Raw genomic sequence first — 18400 nt, 5'->3', positions numbered from 1 at the left:
TCACCCCAATCTATATCTACAACATCTTTAATCCTTTGATAATTATATTCTTCTCATCTTGATACCTTACTAAATTTTTAGCCTTATCTATATGAACAAATACAGCATCTACAAATCCTTCTTTTTTCTGTGGAGTACAATCCATACTGTTTGTTTTCATTAAATACCAATGAACAGTTTTATAGACCATCTCGTTTTCCTTTAAGTTTTTATATTTGTAGTGAACCATACCTATATATTTTACGGCCTCAGCTTTTACTCCAGATTCTTCTAAGACTTCTCTCAAGGCTGTTTCCTTTAGAGTCTCGTCTTTTTCTACTCTCCCCTTAGGTAATACCCAATCACCATTAAATTTTTTTAAAAGCAATATAGTATTACCAAATATCACAACACCTCCAGCGCTTACTTCTTCCATCATTGAAACCAACTCCCAGTGTATAATTAAATTATTCCCAAGAAACATATTAATTTAATTATACTATATTATCACTAGATTTGCTAAATGATTTTGACTTATAATTACAATAGCAATATAATATATCTATAGACATATTTAGAAAGTGAGGCATTGGCTATGAAATATTTGATTGAAAATTTAGAAAAGTTATTAAGAATCCCAAGTCCTACTGGAAATACAGAAAAAGCTGTAGCCTTTGTAGAAGAAAGATTTAAAGAATTAAATATTCCTACAAGAAGAACAAATAAAGGTGCTTTAATAGCTACAATTCAGGGGAAAAACAAAGATAAAGAAGTAACATTATCAGGTCATGTAGATACTTTAGGTGGAATGGTAAAAGAAATAAAAGGAAATGGAAAACTTAAAATTACCCAATTAGGTGGATATGTTTGGAATACCATAGAGGGTGAACATGTAACTATTGAAACTATGGACGGAAAAACTTACACTGGTACTATAATGACTACTAAAGCTTCCTCCCATGTTCATGGTGAGGGTACAAAAGCTATTGAAAGAAACGCAGATAATATGGAAATCAGAATAGATGAGAAAGTTTCATCAAAACAAGATACTCTAAGACTTGGCATCAATGTAGGAGATTTTGTATTCTTTGATCCAAGAGTAGTAATTACTGAATCAGGTTTTATTAAATCAAGACATTTAGATGATAAGGCTGGTGTCATATCTCTATTAGGCATGGCGAAATATTTAGTTGAAAATAATATTACTCCTAACTATACAACTAATTTCTTTATATCTACTTATGAAGAGGTTGGTCACGGAGCATCTACCTCTATACCTGAAAAAACTTTTGAATTCATAGCAGTGGATATGGCAGCTCCTGGAGAGGGACAAACTTCTGATGAATTCTCTGTTACAATTTGTGCTAAGGACAGTACAGGTCCTTATGATTATGAGCTTAGAAAAAGACTTATTAATCTAGCTAAAGAAAATAATATAAATCACCAAATAGATATATATCCATTCTATGGTTCTGATGGTTCTGCTGCTCTTAGGGCTGGATATGATATTAAGGTAGGTCTAATTGGACCTGGAGTTGATGCTTCCCATAGTTTTGAAAGAACTCATATTGAAGCAATTGATAACACTATAAAATTAGGCATAGCATATTTAACTAAGTAATGTATGAAACCCAGATTTATTCTGGGTTTTTTTATTATTTAATATAAACCTTATATCATTTTAACATTTTCGTTTCTAGATTTTATATATAGTAAACTAGCCTCTTCCTTCTCATAAATTTTTATACAGATTTTTCATTTCTTTTACTTTGTTTTTGTCTACATCTTTATTCCCATAACGGCTATTAATATAAATATTTCTCATTTCTTCAATTCCTTCTTTGAAAGTCTTTTCAGCTTTTCTATTTACCTCTAAAGAAGTGTCCGTTTTCAATACTCTAATTCCTTTCTGATCCAATTTGTCCATATATCTTCTATAATAATACCTTATCTGCTGATTTAATTCCTTTGGATACTTTTCTTTAAAAAACCTTTTCTTTCTTTTCTTTGGATCCCTTATATATTCTCTTTTTTCAGTATATTGTAGTTCTTTATACTCTCTATCTTTTGTCTTAATAATTAATTTGTAAATCATATAGAATATAAATAAAATCAATATAATTTGTATTGCTCTTTGGACAAATATATTATCCGTTCCGAGTACTTTTTCTGAACTTATAGGCTCTTCCGCTTTAGTAAGTTCATCTAGTAATGATTCTAATATACCATAATCTGCATCCTTCCCCATTATATATGTTATAACTTTATTTACTATGGTTACCATAATCACAATAGGGTAATGTAATATCTTCATTATTATGTCAATTGTAAATAAGTATATCTGTCTAATTATTAAGAATATATAACTTCTTAGTCTCTCTGATATGGCTATGGAAGAGATAGTAAATATCATTACTAAGTATCTTAAATTTACTTGCCTTATTTTTTTCATGTCCATACCAGCTTCTAAATGTCTAGTTGCTCTTAGAAGTATAATTGTAGTTACCAAATATATTATAGTGAAGTATATACTAATATTAATAAAATTATTAAATCCTTCATCTATCAATAGCAATAGGATACATATTGCCCCATACACTATATAAGTCTTTTTTATTTTATCTGTGTATTCCCTATGACTTCCCTTCATAAGTGATTTAGTTATATAAGTATAAATAAAAAAGGTCGATATAACTACAAAAGCAATATACTTAATATTATTATAAAATATTAATGGTGCTAATAAAAGTATGGAAACAATTTGGTATATCTTTGACTTCTTATAACTATAGGAAAATACAAGAGATACACCTATAGACCAAATAAATATTATAAATATTTCATTAATGGATGCAAATGGAAAAAATATTGTCAATAAAGAATATATAAATGACACTATGGATATTACTTCAAGTAAAATTATTCCTGTCATCTAATCCCCCCTAAACTTAATTATATTCTTATCCAAATCTTCCAAATGTTTACCATCAACTGATATAACTATGGTTTTATTTGCGACTTTCCCTAAAAAATTTATAGGTTCTATATATTCTTCCAATATCTTCGGCGTAATAACTATAACAGTAGAATAGTTTCCTTGTTTTCGTCTAATATCTTTTAAAGTTTCCTCAAAGGTAGATGCCATATAGCCTATACTTCCTAATATCTCCAGAAGGTGATAAAGATGGTTATTACCCAGCCCTGGATGATAAAAATATCCCTTTATATACTTATTAGGTTTTAAGTTATATGCATTAGATGCAAATCCATAATGAGTCTTTGAATCTTCAAATTCTTCCATTACTGCCCTTGTAATAGATATAGCTCTCTCTATTCTCTCGCTGTCTATTGACTTCCAATATGGTTTGGAGCTCTCAATATTTAAGACTATGAGAACGCTGTTATCCGTGGTAAAATCAAAATTCTTGACCATTAGATTGTTATATTTTACCGTTGATGGCCAATGAATAAGCTTTTGTGGTTCATTTCCAGTATATTCTCTTATGCCTATTGTCATAAGAGGATCGTCGATTATCCATCTTTTCACTGAAATATCACCACTTAATGACCCTATTGGAGTAATACTCTTTTCAAGGTCTATTTTCTTAGGAAGTATTATTAGGCTTTTCCCTATTCCTATATTCTGATCTGATTTATTAAACCCAATAAAATCTCCTAATTCTAAATCTACATCCTTTATTCTATGAAGTCCCCTCTTCTCTCCAAATATCTTATATGTTCTTTTCACCCTTTGATAAGGCATAATAAATAGTGTATATATATTCCCTCCAACATTAAATCCTTTAGGGAATTTTTCTTCTACTTTTAGAAAGGAAACCGTTAGAGGTTTTTTATTTTCAATTATGGAAACAATTTCAATATCCTCTCCTATTTCAAATACTTCTTTCTCTATCTCCATTCTATATAATAAGTTTCTAAAACCATAGTGTAAAGTTGCCTTATTTATTGAATAAGTAAATCCAATTAAACCTATTAGAAACCAAATCATAGTCATACCTATATATTCTCTAAGGGAACTTCTGTCTCTTCTACTATTCCCTTAATTAGTTGTAATGAATCTTCTATACTATTTACACCACGAGCAATTATCCTATGGTTCAATATATATGGGGCCATCATCTTTATATCTTCAGGTGTTATATAGTCTCTTCCACTAATTGCTGCATAAGCTTGGGAAGCTTTAAACAATGCTATTGATCCCCTTGGACTTACTCCCAATTCAATTCCATCTTTATTTCTAGTTTGGCTAACTATATTTACTAAATAGTCCATAACCTCCTCATGAATTGATACCTTAGATACCTGTAATAATAGATAATCTAACTCTTCATAATTAACTATTGCTTTTATGTTTTCTAAAGGATTTCCTATGTTTTTTTTGATTATAATTTTTTCTTCTTCTTTCGTAGGGTATCCTAGTTTAATACGCATAAAAAATCTATCTAGTTGTGCCTCTGGAAGTGGAAAGGTTCCATATGATTCCACAGGATTTTGAGTAGCCAACACCATAAAAGGCATATGTAATTTTCTAGTCTCCCCATCAGCTGTTATTTGTTTTTCCTCCATAGCTTCTAGTAAAGATGATTGAGTTCTGGGGGTAGCTCTATTTATTTCATCTATAAGTACTATATTAGAAAATAAAGGTCCTTCTCTAAACTGAAAATCTCCAGTTTTTTGGTTATAAAAGTTAATTCCTGTAATATCTGATGGCAATAAATCTGGTGTAAATTGAATTCTTTTAAAAGGTAAGTCTAAAGTTCTTGAAAAGGCTTTTATCATCATAGTCTTCCCCATACCCGGTATATCCTCCAAAAGAACATGTCCCCCTGAAAGAAAAGATACTATAATAAGCATTATTTCATTTTCTTTGCCGATTATTACCTTTGACACATTGTTTACTATTTTTTCTTTAAAATCAACAAATCTTTGTAAGTTCATAAATTTCCTCCTTATTTTTATATCATTATATTAAAGTATCAATTCGATAGCTTTAATATTTTCTTTAAGATATTTAATCCATTCAACCTTTAGCTCTTCATAGCTTTTTCCAAAATACTCTTCATAGGTCAATGTACTGAAATCTTCAACCATTAGATATAATAGTTTTTCTAGTCCATATTCATGTATTAAATAGTTAGTAAAATTTCGATTGGCATGATAATTAATATAATTTCCAGCATCCATTGCCCATTGTTTTTGGTCAAAACTGCTTTCTCCTCCTGAAATATAAACTGTATCCTCAATTAATCCTTCAGTCATTATATATCTAGAAAATTTTATTCCCATTGAGTCTAATATTGTGGATACCCTTATTCTTTCATTTTTATTTTCCATAATTTTATCACGATTACTTAAGTTTATATTGTTTGCATCAAAAATTTTAATCGTACTGTCTAAAAGGTTTTTCTCTTCTTCACTCAATTCATCTTCATATTTCTTTGACTCTGATATTCCACTAAGTATCCTTTTTATTTGTAATTTAGATGAATCTGAATATGCCATATCTAAATAATTTGCTATACCTTCATCTAGCCATCTAGGTTTATTCGCATCTATATTATTTGCTAAAAAAGAATCAACTATTAATATATGAACATATTCATGTGCTTGAGATAATAAGTTTTTAAGAACTATTCTGCCTCGTCCTATTTCTGCAGAATTAATCTTTGCATTTATATTAAAATAATAATGTATCTTAGGAACATTTTCTATTGAATCACTATAGTCATTATAAAAATTAGGTGCATCTTTCTTTATTCCTTCTCGGATTTGTACTATATTTATATCAAATTTTAATATAGTGTCCTCAATCTTTTTGGAAGTATCATATTGTTCATCTATAGTTAATATATCTATGATAAATCCATTAATATCTTCCTTTGTATTTATAGTTAGGTATATATTTGGCTTTAAGTTATTTACTTCCATCCTATTCATTAGACTATCTATTTCTTTTTGATAGGATAAATCTATATTTTTTTCCTTTGCCCATTCCTCAATATCTGATATCTCTATTTGATTTTTCAATAATTCTTCTTTTTTCTCCTTTTTTATTAAATACTCTACTAAATCTATTGATGCAGCTTGTACATTTTCTACTTCCTCTTTAGATGTGAACGGCTCAAAGAATCTCGCTCCAAATAATGAAAATTCATGGGCTTCATAGTATTTAGCAAACTCCTTTTCCTTTATATCTACCTCAAACATCTTTACATAAAGTCCTTCTGAAATCCAATTATCATATATATCATAGGATCTTTTTATAAGTTCTTTTCTAAATTCTTCTGTATTTATAAAACTACTATTACATTTAATACTATCTTCCACTATAGGGATAACGTATTTCTCATCTATATCTATTTCTATATTATGTATTGGTGAAAATCCGTTGATTTTTTGTAAATCTTCTAAAATAGTATTATAGATATTTTCCTTTTCCTTTACTGTCTTGGATATCTTTATACTAATATTATCATTTTTATATGTTGTAAAATGTTCTTCTTTAGTTTCTATTAGACTTACTTCTTTAGTGCATCCATTTGTGAATAATGCAAAAATAACTATTAATAGAATCAATGATATCTTTTTTCTCATATCCTGCTCCCCTTTATCAATCTATAAAATCATATAAAGATAGTACCATCATTTAAGGTAAACATTATTAATTTTAGCTTGTCCCTAATTTAGATACATTATCTCCCATAAGACTTTTAAAGTAATAAATTATCTTGATTTATTTGAGTTAAGATAACTTATTACTTTACCTTTGAATTGACATTATATTTCATATTTTCCAAATTTTTTATTAAAATCAGTATAACATTCGTAGAAAAAACTGTCAATCTATTGATTTTACTAACTCATAGACATATTCCAATATGGTTCGACATATTCAGATATATATTGTCAATGTTTTTGTTATTTATCTTATATTTTATTATTAAATCTAGTATTTTTTATGGTATGATATTACCATGATTATCCAATGATGCTTAATGCTTATAGACGAATTTTCAGTTACAATTTGTGCTAAAGACAGTACAGGTCCTTATGATTATGAGCTTAGAAAAAGACTTGTTAATCTAGCTAAAGAAAATAATATAAATCACCAAATAGATATATATCCATTCTATGGTTCTGCTGCCCTTAGAGCTGGATATGATATTAAGGTAGGTCTAATTGGGCCTGGAGTTGATGCTTCCCATAGCTTTGAAAGAACTCATATTGAAGCAATTGACAGCACTATAAAATTAGGAATAGCACATTAAACAAGAAGATTGAGAAGATATTTCTTATCTTCTCAATCTAAATTTATATCAAGTTTAATTCTATAATATTATTAGGAAACTATATCTAAAAAGACTGCATGTCCCATGTTCCATTACCATAGAACCAATAAACATGTGATACGGCTCCATATGTTCCTAATAAAATATCTCCAGCTTCACCAGTTATAGTTAATCTAGCTGTATAATCATTAGGTTTATAAGAACCATCTATCCTAACATCTGCCCAGCAGCCATCATCTTCAGAACCTCTAGGCCAAGCTGAGCTACCATAGTCAGACCAATCTGTTACACTATTACTAAAACTCACTCTATATCTTGCACGGGAGTTAAAATAACCTATAACAGCATTACCATCTTTCAATGAATATGTTGAAGATTTAGTTGTATACATCCAACCAGAATCTCTTCTCATAATATAACTATCCACATCTTCTATAACATTACCATTGATATCTAAAGCTTTATATTCTCCTATAGGAATACCATTCTCATCAAGATTATTGTTAAAACTATCTGCATTAGCTAATATACTAGAAGAAAAAATACACGCAAACAATAAAATGATTGATAACATTTTTACTTTCTTACTATTTAACATCATATTTGTCCCTCCTATTTCATTAAATAGCTTCTAAATTTCATGCTCATAAACTAAAGGTCCTTCTGTCTTATACCATTTTGCATTATATATAAATTTAATTTTATCAATACCCTCCTTTCTAAGTATATTCAAAATATTTTTATCTAAACTATTAATAGTTTCTAAATTTATATTTGTCAACATATCTTCAAAGTCATTTAAATTATAATAATATATATTTAATTCAATAATAAAATTGTTCTGGTCTATCCCCATTCTAAAAATATCATACTCTGAATCTTCATTTATAAGACTTAATGAATTCTTGAATGAATCATAAATATTTTTATTTAAATCTTCATTTTTAGTTAAATCTAGTTTAAGCAAATCTTTATTTGTTTCTATAAAATTTATATTATTATTAAATTTCTCATAGCCATTATAAATAAAATTTATAGTTCTTATTCTTGATAACTCCAATGCTTCATTGCTAGATATATTTTCTAATACTTCATCACTAAATAAAATACTATTGTCCTGTATAACATCATCATTTAAATTTGATATATCTTGTAAATTTAAATGAACATTAATTATTACATTATTCAAGGTATTTAAGTAACTATCTTTATGTAATAATAAATCATCCTCTATAACCTCAGCTTTTTCCACTTCAAATATAATATTATTGTTATTCTTATTTTTATTTTTTAAAACCGAACTAATTACATCATCTATATATTCTTCTATATCTTCTAAAGTAACCTTCAAAACATCACTCGTTTCTATTACATTTTCTGTTTTATTACATCCCACAATAAATAATAAAAAAATTATTAGAAAATATAATATCCTATATTTTAATCTCATTATATGTCTCATATATCTTTCCTCCTCTAATTCAAAAATAACTAATTGATATCATATTTCACTTTTTTCAAAATATTCGTTAAATTAAGTATGACATTCATAGGATGGGCCGTCAACCCATTGATTTAACCTAACCTTAGTCATATTTCGACATATTTCAATATATACTGTCAATTTTATATAAACAATTATATACTAGACAATATTTCTTTCATCGAAAGAACAATTCTTAATGTTTTTGTTATTTACCTTATATTCTATTATTAAATCCAGTATTTTTTATGATATAATATTACCATGATTATCCAATGTTGCTTAATACTTATAGACGATTATTTTATTCTTTTAAGGGAAATATATATTTAGAGGTGATTTTATGACAGTAAATGAAAAGTTTATTATAAATTTACAAGGAAAATCTTTTGTGACCTATGAAGGACTTCTTGATTTGGCTCATCAGAGAAATCTTGTATCCATAGAGGTTGAAATAGTTCAGATACCTACTAAAGAAAATAATATGACTGCCATATGTAAGGCTATAGCTACTACTGATAAGGAAAAATTTCAAGATATAGGTGATGCTGCTCCTAACTCTGTTAATTCAGCTTTAGTTCCACATCTGATCAGAATGGCATCTACTCGTGCAAAGGCTCGTGTTCTTCGTGATTTAACTAATGTAGGTATGACTGCTGTAGAAGAATTGTCTATGGAAGATTCTATAATAGCTGACGGAGAAGAAAATTATCCACCTTCCCCCGACGAGTCTCCTACTCCTAGACAAATAGAAACTATAAAAAAATTGGCTGGAGAGTTAAATTATCAGGTAAATTATGATACATTGACTAAGAAAACTGCTGGAAATATTATATCTAGATTAATAGATGAAAAGAAAAAATAAGCTTTTTTGCTTATTTTTCTTTTTTTGCTATTTCCATTAGTAATTTACTAAGCTCTATATTATCATGCCTAATATATTCTTTTCTAATATCTATTAACTTAGATCCCATTAGCTTTATATTTTTAGACTTTAATACCTTCTCATCTGTGACTCCCATTAAGACAGGTTTAGAACCATCCATTATATATTTTTCAAGTGTATCTATTGGTACTTCTTCTGTATTGGCTATTACATAGTCTAAGAAATCTGGCGTACTATGTTTTAATATAGCATTTACATGGTCTAATACATCATACCCATCAGTTTCTCCTGGCTGAGTCATGACATTTGTAATATATACCTTTGGTGCCTTTGCATTATATATTGTATCTACTATATGATTTACTAAGAGATTAGGTATTACGCTGGTATATAAGCTTCCTGGCCCTAGAACAATAATATCCGCCTCATTAATGGCTTCTACCGATTCTTCTAAAGGGTAGGATATCTTTGGTTCAGTATAAATATAATCTATCCTACTACCTTCCTTTATTGCATCAATAGGTATATGGGACTCCCCTTTAAGGGTACAGCCATTTTCCAGTACTGCACAAAGTTTTACATCTTCTAAAGTCATTGGAAGTACTTTTCCAGTAACAGCTAATACATTGCTTGTTTCTTTAACTGCTCTTTCAAAGCTACCATATATCTCATTCATAGCTGCTATAAATAAATTACCAAAATTTTGCCCCTTTAATATTCCATCAGTAAATCTATATTGTAAAAGTTTTTCCATGGTAGGTTCTGTATTAGCAAGGGCAAGTATACAGGATCGAATATCTCCTGGTGGCAGCATACCTAAGTCTTCCCTAAGTTTTCCCGAACCGCCTCCATCATCCGCCACAGTAACTATGGCTGTAATATTTGACGTAAATTCTTTCAGTCCCCTTAGTAAAACAGATAATCCTGTTCCACCACCTATAACTACAAATTTAGGACCCATAGATAATTTCTTTTTTGTTTCTATATCCTTCATAAATATTCCCCTTTATCTTTATCTTAATTTATAATCCCTATGGTTAATTGCTACTCTATGTCCATTAGCTATTAATATCTCAGCAATCTTATTTGCTATGGCCACGGATCTATGGACTCCTCCAGTACATCCGATGCCTAGAATTAACTGGGTTTTTCCTTCCCTTGTATAATGAGGAATTAAAAATTCTAACATATCTATAGTTTTAGATATAAAAATATTGGTTTCAGGCCAGCCAAATACATAATCCTTTACATTTTGATCCTTTCCTGTAAACTCTCTTAACTCTGGAATATAAAAAGGATTTGGAATAAATCTTACATCAAATATTAAATCACCATCTAATAAAGTCCCATGTTTAAACCCAAAGGAGCTCACTGAAATAGATATATTTCTAGACTTCTTCCCCTTTAAGAGAATATTTGACATTTCTTCCTTTAGCATTCCTAAAGTTAAATTAGATGTGTCTATTATATAATCTGCTCTCTTCTTTACTTCATTTAACATTGATCTTTCTTCTTCAATCCCTGCGATTATACTTCCTTCTGGATTTAAGGGATGAGGTCTTCTTAACTCTTTATATCTTTTTATTAAAGTATTATCAGATGCATCAAGAAAAAGTATCTTATATTCTATGCCTCTACCTTTAATTTCCTCTAATCCTTTAAATAAATGGTCGAAGAATTCTCCAGAACGAATATCTACCACCAATGCTACTTTATCAATATCTCTTCTTGATTCGTAACATAGCTCTACAAAGTTTGGTAAAAGTGCAGGAGGCAAATTATCCATACAGTAATAGTTCATATCTTCCATTACCTTCATGGCTTGAGATTTGCCAGCTCCTGACATACCAGTAATCAATAAAAATTCCATAATTACACCTCATTAGTTTATCTCAATATTTTTTATCCTATCAAGAGGTAAGTTTGCCTCTTTTGCCTTTCTTATGCCATTTTCCACATTTCCCACATCTTCAGGTCTATGGGCATCACTATTTACCATATAGATTACATCCATATCCAATAAAAGCTTGATACTCTCCACAGATAATTGACTATGCTTTGAACTTATCTCTAGAGCAGTACCATATTTCTTTGTTTCTTTTGCCAGTTCTACTATATCTACCTTTGCCTTAGATCCTGGATGAGATATCATATTTATAGGATACTTCCCCAATGCCTTTATATAAGCCTTAGTATTTAACTCTATAGCTTTCTTCTCACATATGGGCAAACACTTAGACAATGGATTTAGTCCATATAATCCTAAGGCATCTCTTAGTCTTCTTGGAGTTGCGCCATAATGATAACCCATAATTAAAAAATCTATATATTTAAGTGATTCCTCATCTATATCAAGAGTACCATCTAATCCTATTAGATTAGACTCTACTCCAAGTAAAATCTTAAGACCTCTAGGTATAAACTCTTCATTTAATCTATTTATCTCCTCTCTCATAAAAGGAATTCTTTTTTTCCTTATTCCATAGAGATAATGAGAAGGTCCATGTTCAGTAATTGCAATTTCTCTAAGTCCTTTAGATAAAGCTGCCTCAGCATTGTCTCTTATAGTACCTATGGCATGATTGCCTTCTTTTCTAAACCCACTACTATAAATAGTATGAGTATGATAATCACCTATTAGTTTTATCATCTAATCCTCTCCCAATAGTTTTATCTCCGTTTCTAGTTCCACATTAAATTTATCCCTTACTACTTTTTGTATTACAGAAATCAAATGTAATATATCTTTACAAGTAGCATTATCAACATTAACTACAAATCCGCAATGTTTCTCTGAAACTTGAGCCCCTCCATATCGTAGTCCACGAAGTCCCCCATCTTCTATTAATTTTCCAGCAAAATGTCCCTCTGGCCTTTTAAATGTACTACCTCCACTTGGCAGCTCTAGTGGTTGTTTTGATGTTCTTCTATAGGTTAAATCCCTCATTATTTCTTCAATAGCAGAATATTCTCCAGCTTCTAAATCTAACTCTACACCAAGGACAATTAATCCTTCATCCCATATCCTGCTATTCCTATATCTAAAGTTCATCTCTTCATTTGTATATTCTTTGATTTGATTGTTTTTGTCCAGTACTCTAACTAGTTTTACTACATCTTTCATTTCTCCGCCATAGGCTCCTGCATTCATTGTAATTGCTCCTCCTATGGTACCTGGTATGCCAGATGCAAATTCAAAGTTTTTTAGGCTGTGTTTTAAAGCTAATTTACTAGTAGTAGATAGTAATGCTCCAGCTTGACAATAGATTCTAGCTCCATCTACTGTTAATTCATTAAATCCTTCGTTTACTTTAATTACAACACCTCTTATGCCACCATCTCTAACTAACAAATTGCTGCCATTTCCCATGATTAAAAAATCTATATTGTTTTCTCTACAGAATATAATTGCCTTTATTAGCTCTTCTTCGTTAGATGGAATAATCATTACATCTGCTGGTCCACCTATTTTAAATGTAGTATGATTTCTCATTGGTTCATTAAATAAAATTTTTCCAAAAGATTTATTTTCAAAGATTTCTTGTAATCCTTTTATTTTCAAGTAAATCACCCCTTATGTATTGTCCTTATCCTTATTATTGTACCAAATTTAGTCTAGTATTACTAATTTATTTTATACCCATTACATTATAATATTCTTAAAATCCTTTGTTTATGTACAATAAAAGACAGGGCTTATATGCCCTGCCTAGTTATAGCTATATATTCTTTTTCTTTAGAAATTTCATATAGTAAAAAATAAATAATATAGAAGTAACTGTCCAAGTTATTGGATAACTATAAAGTACAGTTTTTATTGTAGGCCAAACTGGTACTGCTATAAATATCCAAAGTACACGTAAAGCACAAATTCCAATTCCACTTATAATCATAGGTATGAAAGTATCTCCCATCCCTCTTAATGCACCAGATAATATTTCTATTGCTACAAAAGTTATATAAAATGGTGTTATTAAACTTAACATTTCAACTCCTGCTTCAATTACCTTTAAATCATCTGTGAAAAATTTAAATAGATAAGCACCAGTATTATATAGAATGAAACTAAGAGCAAGGCTTGTTCCTGCTGACATTAAGATACAAGTGACAACTCCTTTTCTTACCCTATCTTTTTTATCAGCACCAAAGTTTTGTCCTACAAATGTAGTTGTTGCTATTCCAAAGGAAGTTAATATCATCCAGAATATACCATCTATCTTTGTGTATGCAGTCCAGGCTGCAACTGTATTCGTACCAAAACTATTAATACTTGATTGTATAATAATATTAGAGGCAGAATACATTAAAGATTGTATACCAGTTGGTAATCCTATACTTACTATCTTTCTCAATATTTTATTATCAAATCTTATTTTTTTAATATCCAATCTATAACATTCAATAGATGACATCAAAGAAAAAAATACTAAGGCTCCACTAACTATTTGTGAAATTACTGTAGCCATTGCAACTCCTATTACGTCTAGGCCAAATACTACCACAAATATAATATCTAATATTATATTCATAATGCAGCCTATAATAAGAAAATATAATGGACGTTTAGAATCCCCTATAGCTCTAAGAATTCCTGAACCCATATTATAAATAAGATTTGCAATCATTCCCGTAAAATATATTCTAATATATTGTAATGAATAAGGCATTATGTCTTCTGGTGTTCCCATCCATCTTAGAGCATATGGAGCACCGAGAATCCCTATAATCATAATTATTATTCCCCCTGATATTGCAAGGGCTATGGAGGTATGAACAGACCTGCTTACATTTTCTTCATCATCGGCACCATAGTATTGAGATATGGCTACTGTTGCCCCTGAAGATACAGACACAAAAAAACCTACAAGCAGATTAATAAGTGCCCCTGTTGTACCTCCTACTGCTGATAATGCTTCTTTTCCAACATATTTACCTACTACAATAGCGTCTACTGTATTATAAAGTTGTTGAAAAAACGTACCGAATAAAAGAGGGAAGAAAAAAATAAGCAGTTGTTTCCAAACAACTCCTTCAGTAATTCTATTAATAGCCCTATTTTGTCTCTCCATAAATTATCTCCTATCATTTCATCAAATCTATATTTTCATTGGTATATCATAATATAAATTATAATAAAATTCAACTACTTTTGGAAAAAAATTAATGATAGAAACTATTCATGTTATATACATCTTTTCCTCATATAAACTACATATCTTCCAGTATAGAATGTATTTTAAATTTGTTTTTAATTATAACTAATAGTAGACCAACACCTATTAATAGAATCAATTGATATATTAATATAAAAGACCATGGCATACTTCCAGTATATAGCTTTCCTAGAACTGGTGCTATTATAGGCATAGATATGAAATAATTAAATAGATTTGCTGCCTTTATGGTCTTACTCCTTAGAGAAATCAAAACTCCTAAAAAGGTAGTAAAAAAACATACTATTAAGGAATTGATAAATATGAAGTATATGGCTTTAAAAGAATAAAAGTTGAAAATTAGATTTTTATATTCTATAAAATTCATTAATACAAGTAATATATAGCTTATTCCAAAAATTATAGTCATAATACTTAAAGTTACCATAACTATATATGTTACTTTACCTAAGAAAATACTTATCAATGATACTGGTGAAATAAAAAGTGTTTCTATTGTTTTTCGTTCCTTTTCTCCTGCAAAAGAATCTGCCGTCAACCCAGAAGGAATAATACTGCCTACGAATTGAAAAACAAACCCCATTATATACCAATTTCTATTTAATATACTTTCTTTTGAGGATATAGGTATCATGATCCCTATGACCAAAATAAGCATTATATAATATGAAATAAACTCTTTTGATTTTAATAACTCTTTCATTTCTTTCCTAACAATAGCACTTATCATATTGCATTTTCCTCTCTATGGCTATCTAAATAAACTTTATTTAAATCAAATATTTTATGCTCTACATTTATAATATTTAAATTATATTTCATGAGAACTTTTATGACTGTATTTACATCATTTAAACTAGGAATATCCAGCTTTACTGAATTCCTATTAAACTCTGCATGATCAATCTTATTCTCTTTTAACTCCTTTTGTATTTGCTCTTTAAACTTGAATAAATCTTGAATAGTATTTATTTCAATTCCTATAGATTCTTTATTCCTCGATAAACTGTTAACATTATCACTATATACAATTTTTCCTTCTTTTATTATAGTAATATACTCGCATAGCTTCTTCACTTCCTCTAAGTCATGGCTACATAAAACTACCGAAATCTTTTTTATTTTAACTAATTCCTTAATAAGCTCATGAAATTCATCTTTACTTATGGGATCTAATCCATTGGAAGCTTCATCTAATAAAAGTAATTTGGGCTCATTGATAATTGCTCTAATTATTCCTGTCTTCTTTTTCATCCCTGTAGAACAATCTTTAATAAGCTTATCTTTAAACTCTGAAATTTGAAACATTTTAAGATAATTATCTATTCTACTCTTTAGTTCCTTTTTCTCTATATTATAAAGCTTTCCATAAAACATTAAATTATCATAAATACTTAGTCTATCGTACATACACATATTTTCAGATAAAACACCTATGTTTTTTCTAAGCTCATATCCGTCATCAATAGGATTTAACCCTAATACATCTACTTCTCCTTTATCTTGCTTATATGTTCCCCCTATAATCCTTATCAGCGTTGTTTTTCCAGCTCCATTATGGCCTAGTAATCCATGTATACATCCTTCATTAAAATTAACACTAATATTATCAAGAGCTATATTATCTCCAAATCTCTTTTGTACATTTTTAAGCTGTACTATTTTATTCATTTATTTTTCCCTTTCTTTTTAAGATAATATCCATATCCCTTAGTTATAATTGCTATAGTTAAGAATATTGCAAAGTATCCCCATTGACTCATTAATTATCCCCCTATACTCATAATTTAGAAAATCCCCTTATTTATATTTTAGCCATTGTTTTTTTGTAATTCTTCTTTTCCCATAAATAACTCAAATCATAATTAAAGAATGAAATATATAATAAATTCATTCTTTAATCTTTTTAGAATAATATAGTAATTTCATTTTATCAATTATAACTTTTTATTTCAATCACCTTATCGACTATTTTTAAATTATCTGGATCATGAGTAATCATTATTATTGTTTTTTGTTCTTTCATTTTTAATATATTTTTTATAATAATCTCCTTACTTTCATTATCAATAGCATTTAAAGCTTCATCTAAAATAAGAATTTTACTTGGTTTTAAGAATGCTCTTGCACATAAGATTTTCTGCTTTTCTCCACCTGATAAATTTACTTCATTTCCAAATACTTCAGTATCTAATCCATCTTCCAAGCTATCTATAAAGCTTTTTAAATTTACTAGTTCTAATACTTGTTCTATCTCATCATTCTTTGCATCTTTTTTTCCAATCTTTATGTTTTCTCTAATGCTGGTGGCATATAAAGATCCTCTTTGCGGAACTATACTGATTAAATTTCTTATACTACTTGTATTCATATCCTTTATTGATACATCATCTATTAATATATCTCCATCAAAATCATAAAGCTTTAATAATAAATTTAATAAAGTAGACTTACCTACTCCATTAGTACCTACTATAGCTACTAATTCTCCAGCTTTTATTGTAAAGCTGACATCATTCAATATAGTTTTATTATTTATATCATATCGTACATTTTTAAATTCAATATTACCTTTTACATCTTGGTCTTCAATTTTAGAGTCATATTCATATAAATTCTCTTTATTCATATTTAATATTTCGTCAATCCTTTTAATAGATACCTTCATTTCTTTAATAACCATATTTAATTTAGATAGTACTGTAACAGGATTATATAAATAGCTTAAATAAGAAATAAACGCAACTATCATTCCTACACTTATTTCATTTGCAGCCACTTTATATCCTCCTTGAATTAAAATAATTATTGGAAATATTGATGCTGTTAGTCCGAATATTTGTTTTGAATATATGCTATTTATAAATAGTGAATAACTATTCTTCATAAGATCATCCACTTTTTCTTTATAATTCTTTTGTTGCTCTTCATAATAATCATATAATTTATTAGTAACAATTAGGCTTAATCCCTCATCAAGTATCTCCATATGTTTTGCTGTATCTTTTCTAATTTTATATGCTATCTGTTTTATTTTTGCACCAAAATATTTTGAGGTTATAACAAATATAGGTATACTTAAAAGACATATTATAGTTAATTCAATACTCATATTTAATAATATTCCTACTACTATTATTAGAGATATTATGCTTAATATTGCTGGGTATAAATAATCATTAAAAATTTGTATAACTGATTCTGAATCGTTAATTATTGTGGCTATATAATCTCCCTTACTTTTAGAGAAAAAATCCTTTAAACCAATTCTCTGAATATGATTAAATATTGTTTCTTTTAAGTCCTTTTTTAATTTTAATATTATATTACAATACCATCGTTTACCTATAAAATCTAATATACTTGAAATGATAAATAATACTATTAATAACATTGAAAATCTCATTAGAATCTCAGTATGTTTATTTACAATAATATTATCTAAAAAATATCTCATAAACATAGGCAATATTATATTAAAAGACATTCCTATAATATTTAAAATAAGTATCATAAATATAGGAAAACAGTTCCTTTTAAATTGCTCTTTAAACCATCTATCCATTGA

General features: G+C 28.6%; 18 protein-coding genes. 3 read left to right on the top strand and 15 right to left on the bottom strand.

Annotation, left to right across the window (positions count from 1 at the left end):
- Positions 1–16: 16 nt before the first annotated feature.
- On the bottom strand, positions 17–418 hold the full coding sequence (locus RBU61_RS04770) for an NUDIX hydrolase (RefSeq protein WP_308878438.1): 402 nt from the start codon (positions 416–418) through the stop codon (positions 17–19).
- A gap of 156 nt (positions 419–574) precedes the next feature.
- On the opposite strand from RBU61_RS04770, the gene RBU61_RS04765 reads away from it, so the two are divergent.
- A complete protein-coding gene (locus RBU61_RS04765) occupies positions 575–1600 on the top strand; it encodes a M42 family metallopeptidase (RefSeq protein ID WP_308878437.1) in 1026 nt (341 codons plus the stop codon).
- 111 nt (positions 1601–1711) lie between these two features.
- On the opposite strand, the gene RBU61_RS04760 is transcribed toward RBU61_RS04765, so the two are convergent.
- From RBU61_RS04760 to RBU61_RS04745, 4 genes are read right to left on the bottom strand one after another with little or no spacing between them, the layout of a single operon-like run.
- Positions 1712–2911 (bottom strand): hypothetical protein, encoded by a 1200-nt coding sequence (locus RBU61_RS04760; protein WP_308878436.1) that lies wholly within the window; start codon positions 2909–2911, stop codon positions 1712–1714.
- On the bottom strand, positions 2912–3994 hold the full coding sequence (locus tag RBU61_RS04755) for a DUF58 domain-containing protein (RefSeq protein ID WP_308878435.1): 1083 nt from the start codon (positions 3992–3994) through the stop codon (positions 2912–2914).
- Positions 3995–3996: 2 nt separating this feature from the next.
- Positions 3997–4938, bottom strand: coding sequence for a MoxR family ATPase (locus tag RBU61_RS04750; protein WP_308878434.1), 942 nt, complete (start codon positions 4936–4938; stop codon positions 3997–3999).
- 30 nt (positions 4939–4968) lie between these two features.
- A complete protein-coding gene (locus RBU61_RS04745; protein ID WP_308878433.1) occupies positions 4969–6594 on the bottom strand; it encodes a hypothetical protein in 1626 nt (541 codons plus the stop codon).
- 401 nt (positions 6595–6995) lie between these two features.
- Between RBU61_RS04745 and RBU61_RS04740 the strand changes: the two genes are divergently transcribed.
- Positions 6996–7268: a hypothetical protein gene (locus tag RBU61_RS04740; RefSeq protein WP_308878432.1), complete on the top strand. Its 273-nt coding sequence runs from the start codon at positions 6996–6998 to the stop codon at positions 7266–7268.
- 85 nt (positions 7269–7353) lie between these two features.
- On the opposite strand, the gene RBU61_RS04735 is transcribed toward RBU61_RS04740, so the two are convergent.
- Positions 7354–7890, bottom strand: coding sequence for a hypothetical protein (locus RBU61_RS04735; protein WP_308878431.1), 537 nt, complete (start codon positions 7888–7890; stop codon positions 7354–7356).
- 30 nt (positions 7891–7920) lie between these two features.
- A complete protein-coding gene (locus RBU61_RS04730; protein ID WP_308878430.1) occupies positions 7921–8751 on the bottom strand; it encodes a hypothetical protein in 831 nt (276 codons plus the stop codon).
- Positions 8752–9115: 364 nt separating this feature from the next.
- Here RBU61_RS04730 and RBU61_RS04725 point away from each other — a divergent pair, with 364 nt between their 5' ends.
- Positions 9116–9637: a hypothetical protein gene (locus RBU61_RS04725; protein ID WP_308878429.1), complete on the top strand. Its 522-nt coding sequence runs from the start codon at positions 9116–9118 to the stop codon at positions 9635–9637.
- A 10-nt stretch (positions 9638–9647) separates the two neighbouring features.
- Here the strand turns inward: RBU61_RS04725 and RBU61_RS04720 are convergent, their stop codons facing one another.
- The 8 genes from RBU61_RS04720 to RBU61_RS04685 all read right to left on the bottom strand — a co-directional run bounded on the left by RBU61_RS04720 (position 9648) and on the right by RBU61_RS04685 (position 18397).
- A complete protein-coding gene (locus RBU61_RS04720; protein ID WP_308878428.1) occupies positions 9648–10652 on the bottom strand; it encodes a YvcK family protein in 1005 nt (334 codons plus the stop codon).
- Positions 10653–10670: 18 nt separating this feature from the next.
- On the bottom strand, positions 10671–11528 hold the full coding sequence (gene rapZ / locus RBU61_RS04715; RefSeq protein ID WP_308878427.1) for an RNase adapter RapZ: 858 nt from the start codon (positions 11526–11528) through the stop codon (positions 10671–10673).
- 12 nt (positions 11529–11540) lie between these two features.
- Positions 11541–12308 (bottom strand): PHP domain-containing protein, encoded by a 768-nt coding sequence (locus RBU61_RS04710; protein ID WP_308878426.1) that lies wholly within the window; start codon positions 12306–12308, stop codon positions 11541–11543.
- Complete coding sequence (murB, locus tag RBU61_RS04705) at positions 12309–13220, bottom strand: UDP-N-acetylmuramate dehydrogenase (RefSeq protein WP_374212483.1); 912 nt, start codon at positions 13218–13220, stop codon at positions 12309–12311. It abuts the gene before it with no gap.
- Positions 13221–13377: 157 nt separating this feature from the next.
- Complete coding sequence (locus tag RBU61_RS04700; RefSeq protein ID WP_308878424.1) at positions 13378–14727, bottom strand: MATE family efflux transporter; 1350 nt, start codon at positions 14725–14727, stop codon at positions 13378–13380.
- Between the two features lie 139 nt (positions 14728–14866).
- The gene (locus tag RBU61_RS04695) at positions 14867–15562 is read right to left on the bottom strand and encodes an ABC transporter permease subunit (protein WP_308878423.1); all 696 of its coding nucleotides are present in this window, start codon (positions 15560–15562) and stop codon (positions 14867–14869) included.
- Complete coding sequence (locus tag RBU61_RS04690; protein ID WP_308878422.1) at positions 15559–16503, bottom strand: ABC transporter ATP-binding protein; 945 nt, start codon at positions 16501–16503, stop codon at positions 15559–15561. Before RBU61_RS04690 ends, RBU61_RS04695 begins: the two co-directional genes overlap by 4 nt.
- Before the next feature lie 262 nt (positions 16504–16765).
- Positions 16766–18397 carry an ABC transporter ATP-binding protein gene (locus RBU61_RS04685; RefSeq protein WP_308878421.1) on the bottom strand — a complete coding sequence of 544 codons (1632 nt, stop codon included), beginning with the start codon at positions 18395–18397 and terminating at the stop codon, positions 16766–16768.
- Positions 18398–18400 lie beyond the last annotated feature (3 nt).

The sequence above is a fragment of the Tissierella sp. MB52-C2 genome (assembly GCF_030931715.1).
In the GTDB taxonomy this organism is placed as follows: domain Bacteria; phylum Bacillota; class Clostridia; order Tissierellales; family Tissierellaceae; genus Tissierella.
Note: the sequence above shows the minus strand (reverse complement) of the source record. Positions and strands in the feature narration are given on the sequence as shown.